Annotated in this window: 18 protein-coding genes, 2 tRNA genes and 3 rRNA genes; 14 read left to right on the plus strand and 9 right to left on the minus strand. The window is 41.5% G+C overall.

Annotation, left to right across the window (positions count from 1 at the left end; all coding sequences use genetic code 11):
- The 5 genes from rbsA to rbsR all read left to right on the plus strand — a co-directional run bounded on the left by rbsA (nt 1) and on the right by rbsR (nt 5,398).
- Complete coding sequence (gene rbsA, locus PZ638_RS00255; protein ID WP_096863684.1) at nt 1-1,515, plus strand: ribose ABC transporter ATP-binding protein RbsA; 1,515 nt, start codon at nt 1-3, stop codon at nt 1,513-1,515.
- Nucleotides 1,512-2,474 (plus strand): ribose ABC transporter permease, encoded by a 963-nt coding sequence (gene rbsC / locus PZ638_RS00260; protein ID WP_004906340.1) that lies wholly within the window; start codon nt 1,512-1,514, stop codon nt 2,472-2,474. Before rbsA ends, rbsC begins: the two co-directional genes overlap by 4 nt.
- Before the next feature lie 18 nt (nt 2,475-2,492).
- Nucleotides 2,493-3,383 carry a ribose ABC transporter substrate-binding protein RbsB gene (gene rbsB, locus PZ638_RS00265; RefSeq protein WP_094962015.1) on the plus strand — a complete coding sequence of 297 codons (891 nt, stop codon included), beginning with the start codon at nt 2,493-2,495 and terminating at the stop codon, nt 3,381-3,383.
- 80 nt (nt 3,384-3,463) lie between these two features.
- Nucleotides 3,464-4,393 (plus strand): ribokinase, encoded by a 930-nt coding sequence (gene rbsK, locus PZ638_RS00270; RefSeq protein WP_004906346.1) that lies wholly within the window; start codon nt 3,464-3,466, stop codon nt 4,391-4,393.
- Between the two features lie 3 nt (nt 4,394-4,396).
- On the plus strand, nt 4,397-5,398 hold the full coding sequence (gene rbsR, locus PZ638_RS00275; protein ID WP_164454777.1) for a ribose operon transcriptional repressor RbsR: 1,002 nt from the start codon (nt 4,397-4,399) through the stop codon (nt 5,396-5,398).
- On the opposite strand, the gene mdtD is transcribed toward rbsR, so the two are convergent.
- Together mdtD and PZ638_RS00285 are read right to left on the minus strand one after the other, a co-directional pair.
- Nucleotides 5,395-6,798 (minus strand): multidrug transporter subunit MdtD, encoded by a 1,404-nt coding sequence (gene mdtD, locus PZ638_RS00280; protein WP_004906350.1) that lies wholly within the window; start codon nt 6,796-6,798, stop codon nt 5,395-5,397. The two genes, rbsR and mdtD, sit on opposite strands and share 4 nt — an antisense overlap.
- 47 nt (nt 6,799-6,845) lie before the next feature.
- Complete coding sequence (locus PZ638_RS00285; RefSeq protein WP_004906351.1) at nt 6,846-7,544, minus strand: FadR/GntR family transcriptional regulator; 699 nt, start codon at nt 7,542-7,544, stop codon at nt 6,846-6,848.
- 545 nt (nt 7,545-8,089) lie between these two features.
- Here PZ638_RS00285 and PZ638_RS00290 point away from each other — a divergent pair.
- The 6 genes from PZ638_RS00290 to PZ638_RS00315 all read left to right on the plus strand — a co-directional run bounded on the left by PZ638_RS00290 (nt 8,090) and on the right by PZ638_RS00315 (nt 14,881).
- A 16S ribosomal RNA gene (locus tag PZ638_RS00290) occupies nt 8,090-9,629 on the plus strand.
- Between the two features lie 65 nt (nt 9,630-9,694).
- A tRNA-Ile gene (locus PZ638_RS00295) sits at nt 9,695-9,771 on the plus strand.
- 138 nt (nt 9,772-9,909) lie between these two features.
- Nucleotides 9,910-9,985 (plus strand) — tRNA-Ala (locus PZ638_RS00300).
- A gap of 325 nt (nt 9,986-10,310) precedes the next feature.
- Nucleotides 10,311-13,216 (plus strand): 23S ribosomal RNA (locus tag PZ638_RS00305).
- Between the two features lie 138 nt (nt 13,217-13,354).
- Nucleotides 13,355-13,470: ribosomal RNA gene (gene rrf / locus PZ638_RS00310) — 5S ribosomal RNA — on the plus strand.
- Together the 16S, 23S and 5S rRNA genes with 2 tRNA genes alongside form the textbook arrangement of a ribosomal RNA operon.
- Nucleotides 13,471-14,434: 964 nt before the next feature.
- The gene (locus PZ638_RS00315) at nt 14,435-14,881 is read left to right on the plus strand and encodes a hypothetical protein (RefSeq protein ID WP_094962901.1); all 447 of its coding nucleotides are present in this window, start codon (nt 14,435-14,437) and stop codon (nt 14,879-14,881) included.
- A 97-nt stretch (nt 14,882-14,978) separates the two neighbouring features.
- On the opposite strand, the gene PZ638_RS00320 is transcribed toward PZ638_RS00315, so the two are convergent.
- From PZ638_RS00320 to acs, 7 genes are all read right to left on the minus strand, one after another.
- Nucleotides 14,979-16,367: a 3-deoxy-7-phosphoheptulonate synthase class II gene (locus PZ638_RS00320; protein WP_112308040.1), complete on the minus strand. Its 1,389-nt coding sequence runs from the start codon at nt 16,365-16,367 to the stop codon at nt 14,979-14,981.
- A gap of 45 nt (nt 16,368-16,412) precedes the next feature.
- The gene (locus PZ638_RS00325; protein WP_094962899.1) at nt 16,413-16,808 is read right to left on the minus strand and encodes a cupin domain-containing protein; all 396 of its coding nucleotides are present in this window, start codon (nt 16,806-16,808) and stop codon (nt 16,413-16,415) included.
- Nucleotides 16,809-16,862: 54 nt separating this feature from the next.
- Nucleotides 16,863-17,390: a prephenate dehydratase domain-containing protein gene (locus PZ638_RS00330; protein WP_112308039.1), complete on the minus strand. Its 528-nt coding sequence runs from the start codon at nt 17,388-17,390 to the stop codon at nt 16,863-16,865.
- 18 nt (nt 17,391-17,408) lie between these two features.
- Nucleotides 17,409-18,107, minus strand: coding sequence for an RraA family protein (locus tag PZ638_RS00335; RefSeq protein ID WP_144141880.1), 699 nt, complete (start codon nt 18,105-18,107; stop codon nt 17,409-17,411).
- 303 nt (nt 18,108-18,410) lie between these two features.
- Nucleotides 18,411-20,060: a cation/acetate symporter ActP gene (actP, locus tag PZ638_RS00340; protein ID WP_094962897.1), complete on the minus strand. Its 1,650-nt coding sequence runs from the start codon at nt 20,058-20,060 to the stop codon at nt 18,411-18,413.
- Nucleotides 20,057-20,368 (minus strand): DUF485 domain-containing protein, encoded by a 312-nt coding sequence (locus PZ638_RS00345; protein WP_144141072.1) that lies wholly within the window; start codon nt 20,366-20,368, stop codon nt 20,057-20,059. Before PZ638_RS00345 ends, actP begins: the two co-directional genes overlap by 4 nt.
- Before the next feature lie 195 nt (nt 20,369-20,563).
- Nucleotides 20,564-22,519, minus strand: coding sequence for an acetate--CoA ligase (gene acs, locus PZ638_RS00350; RefSeq protein ID WP_272674401.1), 1,956 nt, complete (start codon nt 22,517-22,519; stop codon nt 20,564-20,566).
- A gap of 417 nt (nt 22,520-22,936) precedes the next feature.
- On the opposite strand from acs, the gene sodA reads away from it, so the two are divergent.
- The 3 genes from sodA to PZ638_RS00365 all read left to right on the plus strand — a co-directional run bounded on the left by sodA (nt 22,937) and on the right by PZ638_RS00365 (nt 26,882).
- Nucleotides 22,937-23,563, plus strand: a complete 627-nt coding sequence (gene sodA / locus PZ638_RS00355) for a superoxide dismutase [Mn] (protein WP_094962904.1) — start codon at nt 22,937-22,939, stop codon at nt 23,561-23,563.
- Nucleotides 23,564-23,757: 194 nt separating this feature from the next.
- Nucleotides 23,758-25,464, plus strand: coding sequence for an Hsp70 family protein (locus tag PZ638_RS00360; RefSeq protein ID WP_275612169.1), 1,707 nt, complete (start codon nt 23,758-23,760; stop codon nt 25,462-25,464).
- The gene (locus PZ638_RS00365; RefSeq protein WP_180312270.1) at nt 25,464-26,882 is read left to right on the plus strand and encodes a J domain-containing protein; all 1,419 of its coding nucleotides are present in this window, start codon (nt 25,464-25,466) and stop codon (nt 26,880-26,882) included. The genes PZ638_RS00360 and PZ638_RS00365 overlap by 1 nt, the downstream gene beginning before the upstream one ends.
- Nucleotides 26,883-26,902: the final 20 nt, after the last annotated feature.

The following is a 26,902-nucleotide window of genomic DNA, read 5'->3' on the forward strand; positions in this document are numbered from 1 at the left end:
ATGCAACCTTTATTAGAACTTATCGGGATTGATAAATCATTTCCAGGGGTAAAAGCCCTCAGTGGTGCGACATTGAATGTCTATCCAGGGAAAGTCATGGCGCTGGTGGGGGAAAATGGGGCTGGCAAATCAACCATGATGAAAGTGCTGACAGGTATTTATAAAAAAGATGCCGGGCAAATCCGCTATTTAGGCAAAGAGGTGGCGTTCAATGGGCCCAAAAGTTCCCAAGAGGCGGGTATTGGGATTATCCACCAAGAACTCAACCTGATCCCTGAATTAACCATCGCTGAAAATATTTTTCTAGGCCGAGAGTATGTTAATGCATTTGGCAAAATTAACTGGAAAAAAATGTTCAGTGAGTCTGACAAACTGCTTAAACGGCTTAACCTTGATTATGATAGCCATCAAACTATTGCAGAGCTTTCTATTGGCGAACAACAAATGGTGGAAATCGCCAAAGTCCTTAGCTTCCAATCACAAGTGATTATCATGGATGAACCCACTGATGCGCTAACGGACACGGAAACAGAATCCTTATTTAGAGTTATCGAAGACTTAAAAGCTCAAGGCTGTGGCATTGTTTATATTTCTCATCGTTTAAAAGAAATTTTTGAAATTTGCGACGATGTAACGGTGTTTCGCGATGGCCAGTTTATTGGTGAGAAACCCGTGAGTGAATTAGAAGAAGAAAAACTCATTGAAATGATGGTTGGTCGTAAACTTGAAGACCAATATCCAAGGGTTGAGGTAGAAACTGGAAAAATTAGGCTGCAGCTTGAAGATGTATCTGGACCAGGTGTAACAAATGCCAATTTCACCCTAAAGAGTGGGGAAATTTTAGGTGTATCTGGTTTGATGGGCGCGGGGCGTACAGAGTTGATGAAAATCATCTACGGCGCGGCGACAAAAAAATCAGGTACGATAAAACTGGAAGGCAAACCCGTAACACTGAAAACACCACAAGATGGCTTAAACAGTGGCATTGTTTATATTTCAGAAGACCGTAAACGTGATGGATTAGTATTAGGCATGTCAGTGAAAGAAAATATGTCATTGACGGCATTACGTTATTTCAGTCGTGCAGGGGGAAGCCTCAAGCATGGTGAAGAGCAGCAAACCGTTAGCGATTTCATACGATTATTCAATATTAAAACCCCGTCTATGGACCAAATAATTGGCAATCTTTCTGGTGGAAACCAGCAAAAAGTGGCCATTGCGCGCGGTTTGATGACAAGACCAAAAGTACTGATCCTCGATGAGCCAACTCGTGGTGTAGACGTTGGTGCTAAAAAAGAAATCTATCAACTAATTAACCAGTTTAAAAAAGAAGGGCTGAGTATCATTTTAGTTTCTTCAGAAATGCCTGAAGTAATAGGAATGAGTGACCGCATTTTGGTGATGCACGAAGGTCATATCAGCGGCGAATTTTCAGCCAAAGACGCGACTCAGGAAGCCTTAATGGCTGCCGCAGTGGGTAAAAATTATGGCTCAGTTCAGGAGTTATCAGTATGAGTTCAACTACCGCATCATCAAAACGCTGGTTCAGCAAAGCATGGCTGATGGAGCAAAAATCATTAATCGCACTATTAGTTTTGATTGCAATCGTATCAACATTAAGCCCGAATTTTTTTACGGTTAATAACCTATTCAATATATTACAACAAACCTCCGTCAACGCCATTATGGCGGTTGGGATGACATTAGTTATCTTAACGTCAGGAATCGACCTTTCTGTTGGGTCCTTATTGGCCTTAACGGGAGCGGTTGCAGCCTCTATGGTCGGGGCGGAAGTTAATGCATTAGTGGCTGTTGCGGGGGCATTAGCACTCGGTGCTGCTATCGGTGCATGCACCGGGGTGATTGTCGCAAAAGGAAAAGTCCAAGCTTTCATTGCGACTTTAGTCATGATGCTACTACTGCGTGGTGTGACACGAGTTTACACAGACGGCAGCCCTATCAATACAGGATTTAGTGATAACGCAGACTTATTTGGTTGGTTTGGTATTGGCCGCCCATTTGGTATTCCTACCCCAGTCTGGTTAATGATCATCGTTTTTGCTGCGGCATGGTATATGTTGCACCATACTCGCCTTGGTCGTTACATCTACGCACTTGGTGGGAATGAAGCGGCTACCCGTCTTTCTGGTATTAATGTCGATCGCATTAAAATAGTGGTTTATGCCTTATGTGGACTGCTAGCGGCATTGGCGAGTGTCATTGAAGTTGCACGTTTATCATCGGCTCAGCCAATGGCAGGTAATGGGTATGAACTTGATGCTATTGCTGCGGTTGTACTGGGTGGTACCAGTCTTGCTGGTGGTAAAGGGCGCATAGTTGGAACATTGATTGGTGCGCTTATCCTTGGTTTCTTAAACAATGGATTAAACTTATTAGGTATTTCGTCAAACTACCAGATGATTGTTAAAGCTGTCGTCATCTTACTCGCTGTACTTGTTGATAATAAAAAGTAACCCTACAGGAAAATTATTATGAAACTGAACAAACTAGCAACGTTATTATCTGCAGTTGCACTGAGTGCAACCGTTAGTGTCAATGCGATGGCGAAAGATAGCATTGCACTCGTAATTTCTACATTGAATAACCCGTTCTTTGTGACGATGAAAGATAGCGCACAAAAAGAAGCGGATAAATTGGGTTATGAGCTGATTGTTTTAGATTCCCAAGACAATCCAGCTAAAGAATTAGCCAACGTTCAAGATTTAACCGTTCGTGGTACAAAATTAATGTTAATTAACCCAACGGATTCAGATGCGGTGGGTAACTCAATATTAATGGCTAATAAAGCAAATATACCTGTCATCACTTTGGATAGAGCAGCTAACAAAGGTGAAGTTGTCAGCCATGTGGCATCAGATAACCGCATGGGCGGAAAAATGGCTGCCGACTATATTGCACAAAAAACAGGCAATGAAGCGAAAGTGATTCAATTAGAAGGTATTTCAGGTACATCAGCAGCGCGTGAGCGCGGTGAAGGTTTTAATACTGGAGCAAAAGAGCACAAATTCAATTTACTGGCGAGCCAACCTGCTGATTTCGATAGAACAAAAGGCTTGAACGTAATGCAAAACTTGTTAACGGCACATCCCGCTGTTCAAGCGGTATTTGCTCAAAATGATGAAATGGCATTAGGGGCATTAAGAGCTTTACAAACCGCAGGCCGTACTGATGTTCTGGTTGTCGGTTTTGATGGAACAAATGATGGTATCAAAGCCGTTGAAGGTGGAAAATTAGGTGCAACTATTGCACAGCGCCCAGACCAAATTGGGATTGTTGGTGTTCAGATTGCAGATAAAGTCTTAAAAGGCGAAAAAGTGGATTCAACGGTTCCGGTTGAATTGGAATTAGTGGTAAAACAATAAGATAAAAACCGCCGCGGCATACTGCGGCGGTTTATTTTTAGTTTGCAATTCATTGGTCATCAAAAAAGGAAATAAACGTTATGGGTACAGCAAAACTGGTGGTTCTCGGTAGTATCAACGCGGATCATATATTAAATGTTAAGCATTTCCCTCAGCCGGGTGAAACCGTTAGAGGCGATCATTACCAAGTTGCATTTGGCGGGAAAGGCGCCAACCAAGCTGTTGCGGCAGGTCGCAGTGGTGCTGACATAACGTTTATTGCTTGTGTTGGTGATGACGATATTGGTGTGAGTATAAAAAAACAGTTATCTCTCGATAATATTAAAACTGAATGTATTGATGCAATTGAAGGTGAAACGACAGGTGTCGCCCTCATTTATGTGAATCAACAAGGGGAAAATACAATTGGCATCAATGCAGGAGCAAATGCGCAACTAACCAAGGCAAGGTTAGCTCATTATCAGCAAAAAATTGTGGAAGCGGATGCGGTATTGATGCAACTGGAATCCCCCATTGAAACAGTACAAATGGCCGCTGAAATAGCTAAGAAAAACAATACGAAAGTCATTTTGAACCCTGCACCTGCTCAATCATTACCTGATTCATTATTATCATTAGTTGATATCATCACACCAAATGAAACAGAAGCTGAACACTTAACAGGTATTGCGGTTAATGATAATCAAGGTGCTCAGGATGCAGCTGAAGCCTTACATCAAAAAGGTATTAGTAAAGTGATGATAACACTTGGTTCTCGAGGTGTTTGGTATAGTGAAAAAGGTGCAGAAGGTAAAATAATTTCTGCATTTCGCGTAAAAGCAGTGGATACTATTGCCGCAGGTGATACATTCAATGGGGCTTACGTTACTGCACTGCTTGAAGGTAAGGCTGACGAAGAAGCGATTATTTTTGCCCATGCGGCGGCGGCGATAGCTGTGACTCGCCCAGGAGCTCAACCGTCTGTTCCATGGCGTAAAGAAATTGACCAGTTTTTGACTCAACAGGATTAACTTGTGGCAACAATGAAAGATGTGGCACGCCTTGCGGGGGTGTCGACATCCACCGTCTCTCACGTTATTAATCAAAATCGCTATGTCAGCGAGAGCATTACCACTCGCGTTAAAAATGCGATTGAAGAGTTAAACTATGCCCCTTCTGCGTTAGCGCGTAGTTTAAAAATGAATCGTACTAATACGATTGGGATGTTACTGACAACAAGTAATAACCCATTCTACGCAGAAGTAGTGCGGGGGGTAGAGCGGAGTTGTTACGAACGCGGTTATAGTTTGATTTTGTGCAACACTGAAGGTGACCTTCAGCGGATGAATCATAGTTTAGAAACGTTGCTACAAAAGCGTGTTGATGGGCTATTGATTATGTGCACAGAAGTTCAAGGACCATCAAAAAATGTTTTGGCTCGTTACCCCGCTGTGCCAACGGTTATGATGGACTGGTCACCATTCGAATCAGATGGCGATATCATTCAAGATAACTCTTTTCTGGGTGGGGAAATAGCCACTCGTTACCTTATTGAATCTGGTTTTACCCGTATTGCATGTATTGCAGGACCACAAGATAAATCACCAGCAAGAGCGCGTCATCAAGGTTTTATTCAAGCCATGACAGATTGCGGCATTAATATTTATGATGATTATATCATTTTCAGTGATTTTGAATTTGCTGGTGGGTTTGAATCTATGAATAAACTGCTTAGTTTACCTGTCCCTCCCGAGGCTATTTTTGCCGGTAATGATGCGATGGCGGTGGGAGCTTATCAAGCGATATACCAAAAGGGCTTGAAAGTACCTGATGATATTTCAATTATTGGTTATGATGATATCGATCTTTCACCTTATATGATCCCACCACTAACAACAATTCATCAGCCAAAAGATAAGTTAGGCCAACAGGCTGTTGACCAACTTATTTATCGTATGGATAACCCAGAAGCAAAGGCGAGCGTTTTGGTTCTTACCCCTGAGCTAATTGAGCGCCAATCGGTTAAAAAATATTAATTCTTCGCTTTTTTGGTTTTGTTTTTTATTAAATTGTCACCGTCTGTCTTACTTAATAATAAGAAGACAAAAGCTGAGATAAGCGTAATGACACCAACGGTAATAAAAGTGTAGTGAAAATTATCGACCGTATTGCTATTAGGTTGTCCACCATAGAAGTTTAAGATTGCAGCACTGACTGCAATACCGAAGCTTATCGATAGTTGCTGAGTCACCGCTAACATACTATTTCCCGCACTCGCATTATTGTCTGTTAAATCAGCCAAGCAAATAGTATTCATTGCGGTGAACTGCACTGACATCACCATTCCTAAAATGAATAAAGGTACGATTAACAGGTAAATCGACATACTTGGTGATTGTAAGGAAAACTGTGCGATCATTAATCCAATAATAATGGTGATAACAAATAATGTATTACGGTAGCCATACTTAGTTAGGACCCGAGTAACTCCCGATTTAGCAGTGATTGACCCTATTGCTAGTGGTGCCATCATCATTCCTGCCACAACGGCTTCGTAACCAAAACCCACCTGCAACATTAGTGGCATTAAAAATGGAATACTGCCTGTTCCTAAGCGTGTCGCGATATTACCGCTGATCCCAATAGAAAATGTACGCGTTTTAAATAAATTCAATGGGATTATTGCGTGCTTAGTGCGTCTTGCATGGAAAATATAAACAAATAAGAAGAGAAAGCCGACTAAGACAATAGTGACTGGAATCGATGTTGAAAGAGATTTATCACTGAATAAGTCTAAGCTGACAGATAGCATGACTAAGCCGGAACCAAACAATAAGAACCCTAAAGTATCAAATTTACGTTTTGGCATTTTAAAGTCAGGCATATGTTTTAAGGCATAAAAAATACCTAAAACACCAATAGGAATATTAATAATAAATATCCAATGCCAAGTTGCATAGGTTACTAAGATACCACCTAATAGAGGCCCCAATATTGGCCCTACTAAACCAGGGATGGTGACGAAATTTAAGATAGGTAATAACTCACTTCGAGGGTAAGCCCTTATTAAGGCTAAGCGGGCGACTGGCATCATCATTGCCCCACCAATTCCTTGAATAACCCTAGAGGTCACTAAGAAATTTAAGGAAGGCGAAAGGGCACAAAGTAATGAACCAAGAGAAAATAAAGAAACCGCTAAAATAAATATACGTCTTGTACCAAATCTATCTGCAAACCAGCCGCTAACAGGAATCAATAGAGCAACAGTAAGCGTATAACTGACTACGGCTGATTGCATCGCAAGCGGCGAGTGATCGAGGCTTCTTGCAATATCAGGTAAAGCCGTATTCAAAATTGTGGCATCAAGCGCTTGCATGAAAAAGGCCATTGCCGCAATCCATGGAAGGCCAGACATATTTTTCGCTGTTTTGAACATCAGTTACCTATACAAATAAATGAAAGCTTTAATGGAATATTGTTTTGTTAGTCTTGCTTTTGGGTAATCGTTAGTAAGTTATAGCAAAGGTCGAGTGCTACTGTACTTTTACCATGAATAATTGCATTGGCAAGTTGTTGATGAATTTCGACCTCTATAACCTCATTATTAGTAATGACATCAAAGTAACGCAGATAAATAGAACGGAATAAATTAGCAAAAGAAATTAAGAAAGGATTGGCACAAGCTTTGTAAATAGTTAAATGGAAATGATAATCAACTTTCACCCAATGCGCTCTGTCAAATTCTTTGGCGAGTAACTGCATTTCACTTGCTAATAATTGTAATGATTGTTTTTGTTCTTTTGTCGCATGTATAGCCGCAAGATAACAAGCTTGAGGTTCTATTGCGAGTCGAACCATTTTAAAGTGTTCCATCACGACCGATTGCTCTTCACTATTGGACCACCATGTTAAGAGATCTTGGTCTAAAAAATTCCAATTTGAGGGAGGCATAACACGGGTACCTATTTTGGGGCGTGCTAATACCATTCCTTTTGCCGCTAATATTTTTATTGCTTCTCTTATTGCTGTTCGACTCGCTTGGAATTGTTCTGATAATTCTAATTCGCTGGGTAAAATGGAATCAGGTAAATAGGCGCTGGTTAAAATCAACTGGCCAAGATTTTCTGCAATAATATAAGAGCGATTTTTTTGTGAGGCTGTTTGTTGCTTACTTAATTCCATAATTCATCTCAAAGCATAATTCTTAGATGCATATATTACGTGAGTAGATGTGTGATTGCTGCTTAAATAGTCAACATATAGACCTAATTTAACTTATAAATATGTTTTTGGCTAAAAAAAACACGAACAAGATAAAAACTCAAAAAAACACTTGCGAGAATTTTTCGACTCCCTATAATGCGCATCCGTTGTCACGACAAACCGGTTAGAAGAAAACTTCATAACCCAGTGATAACAGAGGTGAGAAAGAAAAAAGTTGAAAATAAACGCTTGACTTTCTAAATAAAAAACGTATTATACGACACCTCGCGACAACGACCTGATTCACGGAATCAAGTCCGAAAATCGAAAGATTTAGTCGCAACGCTCTTTAACAATTTATCAGACAATCTGTGTGGGCACTCACAGGACACTATCAAAAAAATATTTGATTTTAAGTCTTGAAGAGTGACTAACACGTTAATTCATATATATGAACTAATAGGTAATATGTTTTCGCAAGAAGACATACGACAGTAAACATTCTTTGAGCATCAAGCTACTTTTAATTGAAGAGTTTGATCATGGCTCAGATTGAACGCTGGCGGCAGGCCTAACACATGCAAGTCGAGCGGTAACAGGGGAAGCTTGCTTCTCGCTGACGAGCGGCGGACGGGTGAGTAATGTATGGGGATCTGCCCGATAGAGGGGGATAACTACTGGAAACGGTAGCTAATACCGCATAATCTCTCAGGAGCAAAGCAGGGGAACTTCGGTCCTTGCGCTATCGGATGAACCCATATGGGATTAGCTAGTAGGTGAGGTAATGGCTCACCTAGGCGACGATCCCTAGCTGGTCTGAGAGGATGATCAGCCACACTGGGACTGAGACACGGCCCAGACTCCTACGGGAGGCAGCAGTGGGGAATATTGCACAATGGGCGCAAGCCTGATGCAGCCATGCCGCGTGTATGAAGAAGGCCCTAGGGTTGTAAAGTACTTTCAGTCGGGAGGAAGGCGTTGATGCTAATATCATCAGCGATTGACGTTACCGACAGAAGAAGCACCGGCTAACTCCGTGCCAGCAGCCGCGGTAATACGGAGGGTGCAAGCGTTAATCGGAATTACTGGGCGTAAAGCGCACGCAGGCGGTTGATTAAGTTAGATGTGAAATCCCCGGGCTTAACCTGGGAATGGCATCTAAGACTGGTCAGCTAGAGTCTTGTAGAGGGGGGTAGAATTCCATGTGTAGCGGTGAAATGCGTAGAGATGTGGAGGAATACCGGTGGCGAAGGCGGCCCCCTGGACAAAGACTGACGCTCAGGTGCGAAAGCGTGGGGAGCAAACAGGATTAGATACCCTGGTAGTCCACGCTGTAAACGATGTCGATTTGAAGGTTGTTCCCTAGAGGAGTGGCTTTCGGAGCTAACGCGTTAAATCGACCGCCTGGGGAGTACGGCCGCAAGGTTAAAACTCAAATGAATTGACGGGGGCCCGCACAAGCGGTGGAGCATGTGGTTTAATTCGATGCAACGCGAAGAACCTTACCTACTCTTGACATCCAGAGAACTTAGCAGAGATGCTTTGGTGCCTTCGGGAACTCTGAGACAGGTGCTGCATGGCTGTCGTCAGCTCGTGTTGTGAAATGTTGGGTTAAGTCCCGCAACGAGCGCAACCCTTATCCTTTGTTGCCAGCGATTCGGTCGGGAACTCAAAGGAGACTGCCGGTGATAAACCGGAGGAAGGTGGGGATGACGTCAAGTCATCATGGCCCTTACGAGTAGGGCTACACACGTGCTACAATGGCGTATACAAAGAGAAGCGACCTCGCGAGAGCAAGCGGAACTCATAAAGTACGTCGTAGTCCGGATTGGAGTCTGCAACTCGACTCCATGAAGTCGGAATCGCTAGTAATCGTAGATCAGAATGCTACGGTGAATACGTTCCCGGGCCTTGTACACACCGCCCGTCACACCATGGGAGTGGGTTGCAAAAGAAGTAGGTAGCTTAACCTTCGGGAGGGCGCTTACCACTTTGTGATTCATGACTGGGGTGAAGTCGTAACAAGGTAACCGTAGGGGAACCTGCGGTTGGATCACCTCCTTACCATTGAAGTGTTTTTGTGAAGTGCTCACACAGATTGTCTGATGAAATAGAGTAGCGGTATCGATAGGCTTGTAGCTCAGGTGGTTAGAGCGCACCCCTGATAAGGGTGAGGTCGGTGGTTCAAGTCCACTCAGGCCTACCACTTTTCTCTTATGCTGCGTTATGGCTCAGCTCGTTTACCCAAAAGTAAACTTCGCTAATCCACGCCTTGCCTAAGAAAAAAGACCTCCGAATAAGAAAATCTTATAAAGAGATTAATTGATACCGAAAATACCTTTATGGGGCTATAGCTCAGCTGGGAGAGCGCCTGCCTTGCACGCAGGAGGTCAGCGGTTCGATCCCGCTTAGCTCCACCATAATTTTTCTGATTATTCAGAATAGATTAGTAATAGTCTATTGCGAATAATTATGCTCTTTAACAATCTGGAACAAGCTGAAAATTGAAAACAACGCACATTGTTTATCGCTTAAACAATGTGAGAGTCTCTCAAAATTTCAGACCTGAAATTTTCGGTCACAAACTCGAGCGGCATGCGCGAGCAGTGTGAAATTCAAGGCGGACAGCGCACAGCAAGCGCAGCGTACTTAGGTACGTGAGCATTGCGAGCACTGCCCAACGAAGAAGTTCACCACGCACAGCCATGACAGTAATGTGAACGTTGAAACAATTTCGGGTTGTGAGGTTAAGCGACTAAGCGTACACGGTGGATGCCTAGGCAATCAGAGGCGATGAAGGACGTGCTAATCTGCGATAAGCGTCGGTAAGGTGATATGAACCGTTACAACCGACGATTTCCGAATGGGGAAACCCAGTGCAATTCGTTGCACTATCGTTTGATGAATACATAGTCAAACGAAGCGAACCGGGGGAACTGAAACATCTCAGTACCCCGAGGAAAAGAAATCAACCGAGATTCCCCTAGTAGCGGCGAGCGAACGGGGAGCAGCCCAGAGTCTTAATCAGCATTAGCATCAGGAGAACGGTCTGGAAAGTCCGGCAGTAAAGGGTGATAGCCCCGTATCCGAAGGTGTTAGTGTTGTGAACTCGACGAGTAGGGCGGGACACGTGTTATCCTGTCTGAATATGGGGGGACCATCCTCCAAGGCTAAATACTCCTGATTGACCGATAGTGAACCAGTACCGTGAGGGAAAGGCGAAAAGAACCCCGGCGAGGGGAGTGAAATAGAACCTGAAACCGTGTACGTACAAGCAGTGGGAGCACCTTTAGGGTGTGACTGCGTACCTTTTGTATAATGGGTCAGCGACTTATATTCTGTAGCAAGGTTAACCGTATAGGGGAGCCGTAGGGAAACCGAGTCTTAACTGGGCGAATAAGTTGCAGGGTATAGACCCGAAACCCGGTGATCTAGCCATGGGCAGGTTGAAGGTTGGGTAACACTAACTGGAGGACCGAACCGACTAATGTTGAAAAATTAGCGGATGACTTGTGGCTGGGGGTGAAAGGCCAATCAAACCGGGAGATAGCTGGTTCTCCCCGAAAGCTATTTAGGTAGCGCCTCGTGAACTCATCTTCGGGGGTAGAGCACTGTTTCGACTAGGGGGTCATCCCGACTTACCAACTCGATGCAAACTACGAATACCGAAGAATGTTATCACGGGAGACACACGGCGGGTGCTAACGTTCGTCGTGAAGAGGGAAACAACCCAGACCGCCAGCTAAGGTCCCAAAGTCATAGTTAAGTGGGAAACGAAGTGGGAAGGCTCAGACAGCCAGGATGTTGGCTTAGAAGCAGCCATCATTTAAAGAAAGCGTAATAGCTCACTGGTCGAGTCGGCCTGCGCGGAAGATGTAACGGGGCTAAACTATGCACCGAAGCTGCGGCAGCGATATTTAGATATTGTTGGGTAGGGGAGCGTTCTGTAAGCCTGTGAAGGTGTGCTGTGAGGCATGCTGGAGGTATCAGAAGTGCGAATGCTGACATAAGTAACGATAATGCGGGTGAAAAACCCGCACGCCGGAAGACCAAGGGTTCCTGTCCAACGTTAATCGGGGCAGGGTGAGTCGACCCCTAAGGCGAGGCAGAAATGCGTAGTCGATGGGAAACGGGTTAATATTCCCGTACTGGTGATAATTGCGATGGGGGGACGGAGAAGGCTAGGCTATCCGGGCGACGGTTGTCCCGGTTTAAGGATGTAGGCAGGTGAATTAGGCAAATCCGGTTCACTACATGCTGAGGTCCGACGACGAGTCACTACGGTGATGAAGTAGCTCATGCCCCGCTTCCAGGAAAAGCCTCTAAGCTCTAGATTATCATTAATCGTACCCCAAACCGACACAGGTGGTCAGGTAGAGAATACTCAGGCGCTTGAGAGAACTCGGGTGAAGGAACTAGGCAAAATGGTGCCGTAACTTCGGGAGAAGGCACGCTGGCATTAGGTGAAGTGATTTACTCATGGAGCTGAAGCCAGTCGCAGATACCAGCTGGCTGCAACTGTTTATTAAAAACACAGCACTGTGCAAACACGAAAGTGGACGTATACGGTGTGACGCCTGCCCGGTGCTGGAAGGTTAATTGATGGGGTTATCCGTAAGGAGAAGCTCTTGATCGAAGCCCCAGTAAACGGCGGCCGTAACTATAACGGTCCTAAGGTAGCGAAATTCCTTGTCGGGTAAGTTCCGACCTGCACGAATGGCGTAATGATGGCCAGGCTGTCTCCACCCGAGACTCAGTGAAATTGAACTCGCTGTGAAGATGCAGTGTACCCGCGGCAAGACGGAAAGACCCCGTGAACCTTTACTATAGCTTGACACTGAACATTGAGCCTTGATGTGTAGGATAGGTGGGAGGCTTTGAAGCGTGGACGCCAGTCTGCGTGGAGCCAACCTTGAAATACCACCCTTTAATGTTTGATGTTCTAACGTTGCCCCATTATCTGGGGTGCGGACAGTGTCTGGTGGGTAGTTTGACTGGGGCGGTCTCCTCCCAAAGAGTAACGGAGGAGCACGAAGGTTGGCTAAGCATGGTCGGACATCATGCGGTTAGTGCAAAGGCATAAGCCAGCTTGACTGCGAGAGTGACGGCTCGAGCAGGTACGAAAGTAGGTCTTAGTGATCCGGTGGTTCTGAATGGAAGGGCCATCGCTCAACGGATAAAAGGTACTCCGGGGATAACAGGCTGATACCGCCCAAGAGTTCATATCGACGGCGGTGTTTGGCACCTCGATGTCGGCTCATCACATCCTGGGGCTGAAGTAGGTCCCAAGGGTACGGCTGTTCGCCGTTTAAAGTGGTACGCGAGCTGGGTTTAGAACGTCGTGAGACAGTTCGGTCCCTATCTGCCGTGGGCGTTGGAAGATTGAAAGGGGCTGCTCCTAGTACGAGAGGACCGGAGTGGACGCACCACTGGTGTTCGGGTTGTCATGCCAATGGCATTGCCCGGTAGCTAAGTGCGGAAGAGATAACCGCTGAAAGCATCTAAGCGGGAAACTTGCCTTGAGATGAGTCTTCCCTGACTCTTTAAGGGTCCTAAAGGAACGTTTAAGACTAAGACGTTGATAGGTTGGGTGTGTAAGCGTAGCGATACGTTGAGCTAACCAATACTAATGAACCGTGAGGCTTAACCTGACAACACCGAAGGTGTTTTAGAGAGATAGAGTTGTTTTCGAGAAGTGAGAAGCCGAAAGGTGAAGGACACGCAGCTTGTTTGAGATTGAGGTTCTGGTTTAGTGAAGAAAAAACTAAACGGGAACAAAACAGAATTTGTCTGGCGGCAATAGCGCGGTGGTCCCACCTGACCCCATGCCGAACTCAGCAGTGAAACGCCGTAGCGCCGATGGTAGTGTGGGGTCTCCCCATGTGAGAGTAGGGAACTGCCAGACATTAAATTAGTGAGAAAGCCACCCATTGGGTGGCTTTTTTGCGTTTGGGGAAACTAACTAATTGTTGATGTTAGAGTTGAAACGCTTTAATGTCTCAATAACCCAATAACCCAATAACCCAATAACCCAATAACCCAATAACCCAATAACCCAATAACCCAATAACCCAATGACCCAACGACTTTTTTATTTTAACGACTCGATTTATTTGATTTTATTCCTGTTCTCAGGGCCATTAGTCATGAATATACCTATCGTCAATGGAAGCTCACGATGAAAAGTAGTGAGTAACAGCTCACAAGTTGTTTGGTATATGTAGCAAAATTTTAATGAAACCTAATGGATATGATTGATAGGTGGTTTTCCATCACCGTACTGAATGGAATTACTTGGGAAATAAGTAACAGTCCACTTAAAAAGGAAAATGGAGCAGTGAAAGTAAGCTGGAACCTTCATCTCTTAAATAGGTATGAAATGAATTCATTTATATACCCTACTGATAGATGAATCCTAAAATATTAAAATAAGTAATAAATCAGGGGAATTAGTTCATCGATTTATTCTACTTTACTTTTTTGGGCTTTTTATATTTTATGGCTTTTATAGTGTTAATTGATATGTAAAAACAGTATGTGTTTATAATTTAAATATTAATAATATCAATGAATAATATGTTGTAAGTTATTTTTTCTGCTAAGAAAGTAGTTCATCACGCTTTTAAATTTTGTCTGAATTTTATCTGGATAGTTATTTTTATATATAAAAATTGTTAAATTGATGTTTTATTTTATTGTGCTTATAATGAATCAATAAACTTAAGATATTACATAAGATATAAAATATATTTATAAATAGAATTTTCAATGGAAAGAACACAGCCCAATGTGTCGTTAATAGCATAAGCGGTAATCATTAACTGACTGTATTTCATGTAAATATTGTTTATGTGCCAAAGGTGGATCGCATGAAAAAGGCAAAAAGCGCTAATCATAAGATTTTTGATCAAATTCTTTCTGTAAATAAGCAGAAAGAAAACGAATTTAATAATGGGCAAGATGGTGCAATTATTCTTTCTATACTTGTGATGTTTTTTGTACCATTTTTACTATTAAATGCAGCAAGAATTTTTTTTGGGATAGATTACAGTTTTGTCGCAGTGATCTCCATGTTGGCAGTTAGTGCCATCATCACATACACACTGTATAAGCGTTTAAAAATGGATTCTGAATTTGCTGAGAAGCATATTGTGTTAGACCAATTATTGATGCGTTATACGCCAAAAAATAAAGCAGAGTTTAAGAGCCTTCAAGAAGAGAGAAAGGCAAACCCATCAAGTACTTATTTACTTGTTGAAGATTGGGCTAATAGAGAAAGGCTGCACTATGCAAATTTGCATACACTAATAATCTAATAAATGTTTGCATATCCCTCGGCTATTTTTAGTCGGGGGATTTTTTTATCTATTGCAATGGCTAGCCCTACATTGAGGGCTAGGTTAGTAAAAATAACTAATTCCAGTTTTTACCTAGAAGATATGCAATTTCGAGAGATTGCATTCTGTTGAGTCTAGGGTCACATAATGATTGATACCTATAACTAATATCTTCTTCGCTGATTTCAGGAATACCTCCTGTGCACTCAGTAACATCTAGTCCTGTCATTTCTAAGTGGACACCTCCTGGATGTACTCCTGCTTCCTTTAATATATGAATGAACTGAATCATTTCATCAGTAATATCCGTAAAATAGCGTGTTTTATATCCTTCTTTGGCATTTTTAGTATTACCATGCATAGGGTCAATCATCCAAATGACAAACTCTCTACTGGACTGAATTGATTTAATGAGAGCTGGAAGCTTTTGTTTAATAACCCCCGTTCCCATTCTAATGATGATAACTATTTTTCCTTTCTCTTGACTAGGATTCAATTTCTTTATTAATTTCAGTAACGTATCTGATGTGATATTTGGCCCGCATTTGATACCAATAGGGTTTTCTATCCCTCTTAAATATTCGATATGTGCTTTTTTTAGATCTCTAGTTCTTTCTCCGACCCATACCATATGTGCAGAGCAGTTATACCACTTGTTATCTTTAGAGTCTTTTCGTGTCATGGCTTCTTCATAAGGAAGTAAGAGCGCTTCATGACTGATATACATCGGTTTTATAGCATTTTCTTTCTGCGAAAGATAATTTGCAGTTTTGTATAAATCCTCTAGAAATGACATGTAGTGTGTTTGCTCGGTCGAACCCGGATAAACTTTGATATTCAATCTAGATTGATATTCAGTAGGATCAGATGTGTTGATAGCCCGAATTAAATTGAGCGTAGCAGATGAGTAATGATAAGCACTAAGCATTCTTTGGGGGTCCGGTGTTCGGCTTTTTTCTGAAAAGTCTGCACCGTTAATAATCTCACCTCTAAAGCTTGGTAGCTCAATACCATTTTGTGTCTCAAAAGAGTTACTTCGAGGTTTAGCGTATTGACCGGCTATGCGGCCAATTTTGATCACTGGAAGGTGAGTTGCTTGACTTATCAATCCTGCCATTTGGTTAAAAGTGAACATAAAGTCACGGATAACTGTTGACTGGCAATTATTAAAAGATTCTGCACAGTCCCCTCCCTGTAAAATAAACGCCTTTCCTTCAGTTACTGAACTCAGTATGTTTTTAAAGCTACGAATTTCAGACGCTAATACTAAGGGGGGGTGGTTATGTATGTTATTTTGAAAATACTCTAATGCACATTTATCTGGATAATGCGGATTTTGTTCTATGGGAAAGTCCTTCCATGAGGAAGGCCTCCACAATGTTGACTGGTTATAAGATCCCTTTTTATGATGAGAAATATCATTATGTTTCCCTATAATGACGTCATAATCATAAGAAAGTAACATATCAACTCCTAGGCCATGAGAGTAAAAAGTAAGGATGAGGAAAGATTATTTTGACTGAGATGTGTTGAGGTACGTTGTGAGAGTACCATTTTGTCTTGCAAGATAGTCTTCACGCACAGGTGTATATACATCGATAACTTCTGAAGGCTCAAGTGCTTCCGCATCATGAACAGCCCAAGAAGGGATGATAAAAGAGTCACCTGCGTGTAAGAAAACGGTTCGACCATCAACAGTTAATCTTAACGAACCTTTTAATATTGTTGTTGCAGTTTCATGTTCATGGACATGTTCTGGGATAATCGCTTTTGGCTTGAATGTCCAAAAGGCAATAGTAAAACCGGTACCATGAATGAATTTTGCTTGTATTTTGCTTTCCTCTCCTTCATTACGGTTTAGGTCCATATCATAGGAGATCATTTCTTTAGATAAAAAGAGGCTCATATTGTTACCTTATATAAAAATAGGGGAATATTAAATAGAGTATTTATTAAATGATTAATTAATCTTTGAGTGGATTGAGAACCCCATAGGAACGGGACCAAAGTCATGTAATATATTGAGGTTATGGTTTTTAGCTGCTTTTAGCGTAGTGATACATGCATCAACAGTTCCATTGGCGCATTGTAAAGCCGCTTCACTATTGGAATTAAACAATAAAGACTCAATTGGTTTATTTAAGCCATTAACCTCTGAAAATAAATCTTTAGGTGCAGGATGTGAACCTATTTTTTTTATTTTATTCAGGTCAGTATAGCGACTTGCAAATAACATGTTATGAGTATCCAATACAAAACAATCAGTCAACTTTAAAAAAGTTAAGTTTTGAAAGACTATGTTGTGTAAATAAGGATAAACAATACAACCGAGTAATATGCAGTTATTATCCTTTTTTATTTTTTCTACAGCGATTTCAAGTGTTTCGTGTAATATAACATTTCCATCTAAGTCATTTTTTTCTAAATAATAATGTGCAGCTTTCTCGCAATTTGTTCCTTTAGGGCCTAATGTATGGATAGTAAACATGGCAATACCTCATATAGATTATATTCTTCCTGTTTCGTTTATTAAATCAGGGAGTCTTCTCCCTGATTTAATTTGAGCTAGCATTGTATTTTCAGTGTTATTAATTTTTACAGCTTCTTCAAAGACTTTATCAATCATATCTAATGGAACAACGACACTCCCGTTTGCGTCTGAAATGATGAGATCGCCAGTCTGGATGATATTGTCTTCAATTCTGCATGAAGTGCCTGTCTCACTGACATAGTAAGCACCTTGAGTGTCTGATGGAATTATATTACTCGCGATGACAGGGATATTCAGATCTCGTAATTCTTGAATGTCCCTAACGGCGCCACCTAAAATAATACCGTTGAAGCCGAGTTGCTGAAAATAGGTGCAACTCATTCCTCCGGCTAGAGCAGCATGTTTCATTAAATCACCATAGCCAGCAACATAAATAAGTCCACTTGCGTTATGTAATTCAGGTACGAGAAACTGTTGGACTTGTTCCCATGTTGATGATTGTTTCTCTATGATACATTTTTCTTTTTTAATTAATTTCCATTGAACGGTATATGCATGTCCGACGATATAAAAATCGTTCATATTAAGAGGATGTAGTTCATGAGATAAAACACTACCTGATGTTAATCCATCTAGAATGTCAATAATTGTAGATGTGCTTATTTTTAAATTTTTTATCTTCTCGAGTTTTTTTATATCGGGATTGTAAAACATAAATTTTCCTTGTTTAGATAGAAAAAGGATTATTAGCTTTTTAATTAATAGATATAAATTCTAGTAAGGTCAAGGATAAATAAAATATAAACCTACCAATTTTTAGTATTTGCATGATATAGATGGTTATTTATTTTAAGTTAATTTTCCATCGTAATGATTTTAATATTTATATTTTAGTGATGATAATTGAATTTATTATAAATAGATGTGATTATTGTTATTTGACATTTAAATTATTAATAGAATAAAAAACGGCATAAATAGCCGTTTTTTATTCTATATAATTATGAGAGATAGACGTTAATGTGATTTACCCTGCTCAATACCAAGCCCAATTTGTGAACGAATAAACTGTTCTTTGAAACGTTCCCTCTCCATTTTTCCTTGTTGTGAATTATCTGTTACAGAGAATAACCATGAAGCAACAAATGCAACAATCATGGAGAAGAAGGCTGGGTACTCATATGGATAGATTGGTTTTTCATGGTGAAGAATACTGACCCAGATGGTTGGTCCTAAAATCATTAAAACAACAGCAGTAATTAGCCCTAACCAACCGCCAGCCAATGCACCGCGAGTTGTCAGCTTACGCCAGTACATCGACAGTAAAATGATTGGGAAGTTACAACTAGCCGCAATAGAGAATGCTAAGCCGACCATGAAGGCAATGTTTTGTTTTTCAAACAAAATACCGAGGCCAATTGCAACAAAACCTAAGATAACAACGGTAATTTTAGAGACACGTAATTCATCTTTTTCATCCGCTTTACCATTTTTCATTGCCATCGCATATAGGTCATGAGAAACCGCGGAGGCGCCTGCTAAGGTTAAACCAGCAACAACAGCAAGGATAGTGGCGAATGCAACTGCAGAAATAAAGCCTAAGAAGAAATTGCCACCGACGGCATCTGCAAGGTGAACAGCAGCCATGTTTGTTCCACCGATAAGTGCTCCAGTAGCATCTTTAAATGCAGGATTGGAACTGACTAGAACGATGGCACCAAAACCAATAATAAAGGTTAGTATGTAAAAGTAACCGATAAATCCAGTGGCATAGAACACACTTTTACGAGCTTCTTTAGCGTCACTAACGGTGAAGAATCGCATAATAATGTGAGGGAGGCCAGCGGTACCAAACATCAATGCAAGACCAAGGGATAAGGCGGATATTGGGTCGGAAACCAGTCCTCCTGGGCTCATAATAGCAATACCATTTTTATGAACTTCAACGGCTTCTTTAAATAAGGTATTAAAGTTAAAGCCAACATGCTTCATAACCATAACGGCCATGAATGTTGCACCCGCTAATAACAAGATGGCTTTAATAATTTGCACCCAAGTTGTGGCTAACATTCCACCAAATAGGACATATAGCACCATCAATATACCCACAATAACAACCGCGACGTGGTAATTGAGACCAAATAACAATTCAATTAATTTACCTGCACCAACCATTTGAGCAATAAGATACAGTGCAACAACAACTAGAGAGCCAACCGCAGATAGAATCCGAATGGGTCTTTGTTTTAATCGATAAGAAGCAACATCAGCGAAGGTATAGCGACCTAAATTACGTAAGCGCTCGGCAATTAAGAATAGAATGATCGGCCAGCCAATTAAGAAGCCAATCGAGTAGATTAAGCCATCATAGCCAGAGGTATAAACCAGAGCAGAGATCCCTAAGAAGGAGGCTGCAGACATAAAGTCACCCGCGATAGCCATCCCGTTTTGGAAACCAGTAATTTTCCCGCCCGCAGTGTAGTAATCAGAGCGAGAACGCGTTCTTTTTGACGCCCAGTAGGTAATATACAGAGTGAAGCCGACAAACAGTAAGAACATCACAATCGCCTGAATATTTACAGGCTGGCGTTCAACATCCCCTGTCAATGCATCAGAAAACGCCATTGATGAGGTAAAAAAGAGAATGAGTGAGAGCAATATTTTCATTTTTCTACCTCTTTTAAAATTTCTGCCGTTAAGCGGTCATATTCACCGTTGGCTCGGATGACGTAAAGCCCTGTAAGTAAAAACGAAATGACGATTAGTCCTACACCAACAGGGATCCCTCTTGTTATGTATGAACCTTCGGATATTGGTGTTCCAAGCCAACTTGGGTCAAAAGCGATAAGAAAAATAAAACCCACATACAGCACGAGCGTTATTGCAGATAACAACCATGAAAAGCGACTACGTTTCCTAACCAGTTCTTGAAAGCGAGGGTTATCCTCTACCTTTTCGTAAGCAGTAGCATTCATCAGAGTTCTCCTCTGTTATACTCGTCATACTTCAAGTTGCAGCTTTGTTGACTGCACTCACTCACACGAGTCACATACTTATGTATGCTCCTCGTGTTTCGTTCGCTTGTCGCCTAGCTGCACCTCGAATTATTTAGAGTAAACCATCTTGTTGGGATGTATGTAAGGCCGCCTCTATGAGTTGGCCTTTTGGCGTTATGACATACTCATAGACTGTTTTTCTTCGAGTAGTTTTTCGACAACACCTGGATCAGCCAGAGTGGAGGTATCTCCGAAATTACTGGTGTCTCCTGATGCAATTTTTCGTAGGATGCGACGCATGATTTTACCGGAACGGGTTTTGGGTAGTGAATCCGTCCAGTGAAGTACATCCGGGGTGGCAATAGGGCCGATTTCCTTACGAACCCAGTTGCGAACTTCGGTGTATAGCTCTGGTGATGGCTCAACCCCAGATATTAATGTGACATAAGCATAGATTGCTTGGCCTTTAATATTATGAGGAATACCGACCACGGCAGCTTCAGCCACTTTCGGATGTGCAACGAGCGCTGATTCTATTTCTGCGGTACCTAAACGGTGGCCCGAAATATTCAGTACATCGTCAACACGGCCAGTGATCCAGTAATAACCATCTTCATCACGACGAGCACCATCACCACTAAAGTACATGCCTTTAAAGGTTGAGAAGTAGGTTTGCTCGAAGCGTTCGTGATCGCCGAATAAGGTTCGGGCTTGGCCCGGCCATGAATCAACAATCACTAAGTTACCTTCTGTGGCGCCTTCGATAGGTTCACCAAGGTTATCGACTAATGCAGGGCGAACACCAAAGAATGGCAATGTTGCAGACCCTGGCTTTAACATGGTTGCCCCCGGAAGTGGTGTGATCATGAAACCACCTGTTTCGGTTTGCCACCATGTATCGACAACAGGGCAGCGGCTGTTACCAATTTTTTTATAGAACCATTCCCAAGCTTCAGGGTTAATGGGTTCCCCCACGGAGCCGAGAATTCGTAATGAGTTGCGATCTGTACCTTCAATGGCTTTATCGCCTTCGGCCATTAATGCGCGGATAGCCGTTGGGGCAGTATAAAGGATATTGACTTGGTGTTTATCAACCACTTGGCTCATTCGGTTAACTTCTGGGTAATTAGGTACCCCTTCGAACATTAATGTTTTAGCGCCATTGGATAATGGCCCATATAACAAATAGCTATGGCCTGTTACCCAGCCTACATCTGCAGTACACCAATAGACTTCACCTGGATGGTAGTCGAAGGTGTATTTAAATGTCAGTGTGGCATAGACTAAATAACCGCCAGTGGTATGCAGAACGCCTTTCGGTTTACCTGTAGAGCCTGAGGTATATAGGATGAACAGCGGGTCTTCTGCGTTGATTTCTTCTGGAGGGCAATCTGCACTGACGCCTTTGATGACGTCGTGCCACCAGAGATCACGGCCTTCTATCCAGCTCGGCGCGTTGCCTGTGCGTTGGTAAACAATCACATTAGAAACCGTTGTGACTTGTGGGTTGGCGAGTGCGTCATCTACATTTTTCTTTAATGGAATTGCACGGCCAGCACGTAAGCCTTCATCTGCAGTGATGATAAGCTTCGCTTTACAGTCGATAACGCGACCAGAGACCGCCTCAGGGGAGAAACCAGCAAAAATGACCGTATGTATAGCACCAATACGAGCACAAGCTAGCATCGCGACAGCAGCTTCGACAACCATCGGCATGTAAATGGCGACGACATCACCTTTACGGATCCCTTGTTGTTTTAGGACATTCGCAAACTGACAAACATCATGGTGCAGTTCGCGGTAAGTGACATTTTTTGACGATGAAGGGTCATCGCCTTCCCAAATAATCGCAGTTTGGTCGCCTTTTTCAGCCAGATGGCGATCCAAACAGTTAGCACTTAAATTTAATGTACCGTCTTCAAACCAGCGGATATCGATGTGCCCGGGGTCAAAAGAGGTGTTTTTAACACGAGTGTACGGTTTAATCCAATCAACGATTTTTCCTTTTTCGCCCCAAAATCCTTCAGGGTCTTGAATCGAGCGTTGGTACTCATCGTTATACTGTTGTTCGTTTATCAGGGCATTTTTTGCAATTTCAGCAGGAACGGGATGTTTAGTTATTTGAGTCATATTATTATCTCCTTGCAGATGTTAATACTATGTCAAAAAATGGTTAACTAAAGCACGATTTTTAAATTTGTTTTTCTTTTGCGCGGAAGATCACGTATTAATTGTAATGAGATTTGCAGGATTATCATTTGATGCTAAATGTCAAATTGACATATAAATCTAAAAATATAATAAAAGGTAGATTTAAAGAAAAATAAATGGCGGGGTTGTTGGTATTAGTTACTGAATAAACAAGTTCTCATAGCGAATATAAATATCCATACATTTCTCATGGGTTTGATAATGATTTTCATTAACAGTAAAATAACTATAATAGATAGTTATTCACAAGGTGCGAAGTTACGCAAGTGTTTACCCTATGAGCCTTGTGGTAAAAATGAGAAACATAGCGGTATTTACGTCACTGGAGACAATAATATGAGTTATACATTACCTGCTTTACCTTATGCTTATGATGCGTTGGAACCACATTTTGACAAGCAAACCATGGAAATCCACCATACTAAGCACCATCAAACCTATGTGACTAACACCAATACAGCGTTAGAAAAACTACCTGAATTAGCAGGTTTAGATATCGATGTTCTGATTCAAAAATTAGACCAAATTCCTGCTGATCAACGTACGTTTGTTCGTAACAACGCAGGTGGCCACTCAAACCATAGTCTGTTCTGGAAAGGTTTGAAATTAGGTACTGAATTAAAAGGCGAATTAAAAGCTGCGATTGAGCGTGATTTCGGTAGCGTTGATGCATTCAAAGAACTGTTTGAAAAAGCAGCTGCAACCCGTTTCGGTTCTGGTTGGGCATGGCTGGTTCTGAAAGATGACGGTAAATTAGCTGTAGTTTCAACAGCGAACCAAGACAGCCCATTAATGGGTGAGGCTATTTCAGGCGCATCTGGTTACCCAATCATCGGTTTAGACGTATGGGAACACGCTTATTATCTGAAATTCCAAAACCGCCGTCCTGATTATATTAAAGCATTCTGGTCAGTTGTGAACTGGGATGAAGCAGCGGCACGTTTTGCAGCGAAAGCTAAATAATCTTATAAGATAACGTAATTTGCTATAAGCGCAGCGTTAATGCTGCGCTTTTTTTATGCCTACAATTTGATATCGATTCCAAAACTTTACTTTTTATTGTTAAATAAAACTCATTATCATTTAAAATATTGGTTATTAATTTATTTCAATAATGATATGGATTTAGTTTGTTGATAAATAAGGAATAAATAAAAATGGATCGTTTAGCAACACACTTAGTCATGGGGATTGACCTTGGGACAAGTAACAGTGCGGTAAGTTTGTGGTTAGATGGCAAATCAGTCCTAATTCCTAATCTACAAGGAAACGTTCTAACACCTTCTGTGGTTGGTTTAGATGATGAAGGCCAGATTATCGTAGGACAAGCTGCTCATGAACGTTTACAAAGTCATCCTAATATAACTAAAGCGAGTTTCAAACGTTATATGGGAACCGATGCCACTATAACACTAGGTAAGCTTGTATTTCGTGCTGAAGAAGTCTCCGCTTTGTTGTTACGTCAACTTAAAGATGATGTTGAAGCATGGTTAGGTTATGCCGTCAAAGACGCCATAATTACAGTTCCTGCTTATTTTAATGACGTCCAGCGCCGCGCAGTTAAAACAGCGGGGCAGCTTGCTGGATTGAATGTTGTAAGGTTATTAAATGAGCCAACAGCCGCTTCACTTGCTTTTGGGTTACTCGAAAATAAAGAACATAAATACCTCACATTTGACCTAGGAGGGGGCACGTTTGACGTATCGATCATCGATATGTTTGAAGGCGTTATCGAAGTTTGTGCTAGTAGTGGTGATGTACGCTTAGGCGGTGATGATTTTCGTGAAGTGATTTATCAATGGATGTTGAAAAAGTACCCCGAATTACACAAAGATAAGTTTCTGATACGGCCTGAATTATTGAAATTGGCGGAACATCTCAAGTTAGCCTTGAGTCAAGCACCAGAATGCTATGTTTCTATGCATTGGAATGAGTCAGATTTTGAATGGAAAATGACAGAACAAGAGCTAGCTACTTGTTGTCAGCCTTTATTAGCTCGTCTTCAACAACCTATTTTACAGGCATTGCATGACTCCCGTTTTTCGCTTAATGATCTTGACGATATATTGCTAGTGGGAGGGGCGACACGTATGCCTCTCGTTAGACAAACCGTAGCTCGTCTTTTCGGGCGATTTCCACGGCATGATTTAAATCCTGATGAGGCAGTTGCTTTAGGGGCTGGTGTCCAAGCAGGTATGGTAATGGCAGATTGCGCTTTGGATGATATCGTTTTAACCGATGTCATGCCATTTTCATTGGGGGTTGATACCACGAAACAGCATGGTGAGCGTTTTGAATTTGGTTACTATCTTCCTATTATTGAACGCAATAATTTCTTGCCTATCAGTAAGATGCAGGAGCTAAGTACAATTGTAGATAACCAAGAGCATATTTTACTCAAGGTATATCAAGGTGAAGCTCGCCTAGTCAAAGATAATGTTTTCCTTGGGGAATTAAAGATAGATATTCCTCCACGACCAGCCGGGGAAGTGACGATTGAAGTTAGGTTTACTTACACGGTTGATGGTTTACTTGAAGTTGAGTGTCATTATCAAGGTAGCCCTAAGGTTTATCGGTTATTGATTGAAAAGGTACCGGGTCAAATGAGTGAGGCTCAAATTTCAGCCAGCTTGGCAAAAATTGCAGGGTTAAAGCAGCATCCAAGGAATATGCCTGAAAATAGAGAATTGTTAGCCCGTTGTTCTCAATTATATGAATTCTTGCTCGGTGATGACAGACTTTGGGTCGATAAGATAACAACTGAGTTTGAGATAGCGTTAAATAGCCAAGATTTACGCTTGATCGCAACATTTCGCCAGCAAGTTGTTCAACTTTTGAAACGATATGAAAGGGATTTGCATTAATGGATATGTGGCAAATATTGGGAATTCCGTTCACTCATGATGAAAAAGAAATCCGTAGGGCTTATGCAAAGCAACTCAAAAAATATCGACCCGATACTCATCCAAAAGAGTATCAGCAGCTAAGAGAAGCATTTGAAAATGCAAAAAACGTATCCTCTTATCAAGTGAGTTCTCAGCCTGAAGTTGCTTCTGAAGACGAAAGTTATGGTGAAGCCGTATTATTAAATGAACACACCAGGTATCAAGATATTTATTTTTCTGATTGGCTATCAAACACATTTGTAGTGGATGAACCTTTACCAGCTATCACTGTGGCTGAAGCTGTTTATACTCAAGATGAAATTGATACTGTCGCGAGCCTGATTGTGGAGAATGAAAGCAAAGGGAAGGCCGCGCTATCTTTTCTTTGGGCTCATGTGATGGAAAAAGGCAATTTACACATTTTTGCTCAGTTTCATAAGGATTTTGCCAAAGCATTATCACAACAGCAGGGCTTAATGGAATCGACCGTAGATTGTGCTTCTGAATTATTGAATTGGCAGTTAAATGATTATAATTCAGACAGTGTGGTTCCAATGTTTATTCAAGAAGGTATTCAAAATCAATTACGTAAAACTGCTGTTGAACGTGCATGGCGAGATTGCGAAATTGAAGCATCACATAAGTACTCGATCTCAGCATTTACAATGCAATTTTTAATTGGAAAGCAGGCAGAAGTGACTGGGTGGATGCGGTTAGTACCTGGGGTGCTGGATTTGTTGATGAAGCAATATCAGCAGTTGATACAAAATTACCCAGAGCTTGCAGATCGAGTTAATCCAGCAGTGGCCGCTTTTTTCAGTCAACCTAGAGTATGTTTTTCTCTTTCTCATTTATTTCTTCTTATGTTTTGGGGAAGTATATTTTGTATTGCGGCGCCGTCTCCGGATATCGATAACCGGGTTATTATCGCAGTTGCGATGATTTTTATTTTCTATTTATATCTTAGCGATGCGTTATTATTTTTCTTTTTAAATAAAAATAAAGACACTTTTGGCGCTATATTTTTATTGGTAGATTTTCTATTTTCGATAATGGTGCTAACAGGGATATATGTATTCATTATGTCTGTCATTGCTGACGTAGTGAATATTACAATTAAAGGTGGTGATAATCAGGTGGGAACTATCATGTTTAGCGGTATGTTCTTGTTAATGATCATCTGGCAAATAGTACCAAAGACAAAAGGGATACCAAAATTGAGGTTACCAGGGATAACCGTATCGCGTATTCTTGGGTTTCCATGGATATTTTTAAAGTGGTTTAATTCTTGGTGGATTACGCTCACTTGGGGGCTATTGATATATATTATTTTAGAGCTGACATTGATAGGAGCCCTGCTAAAAATTAGTGAGGTTATTAACCATGGGTTATGGTAACTTGAACACAGTAACAGTTA

Source organism: Providencia hangzhouensis (assembly GCF_029193595.2).
GTDB classification, from domain to species: domain Bacteria; phylum Pseudomonadota; class Gammaproteobacteria; order Enterobacterales; family Enterobacteriaceae; genus Providencia; species Providencia hangzhouensis.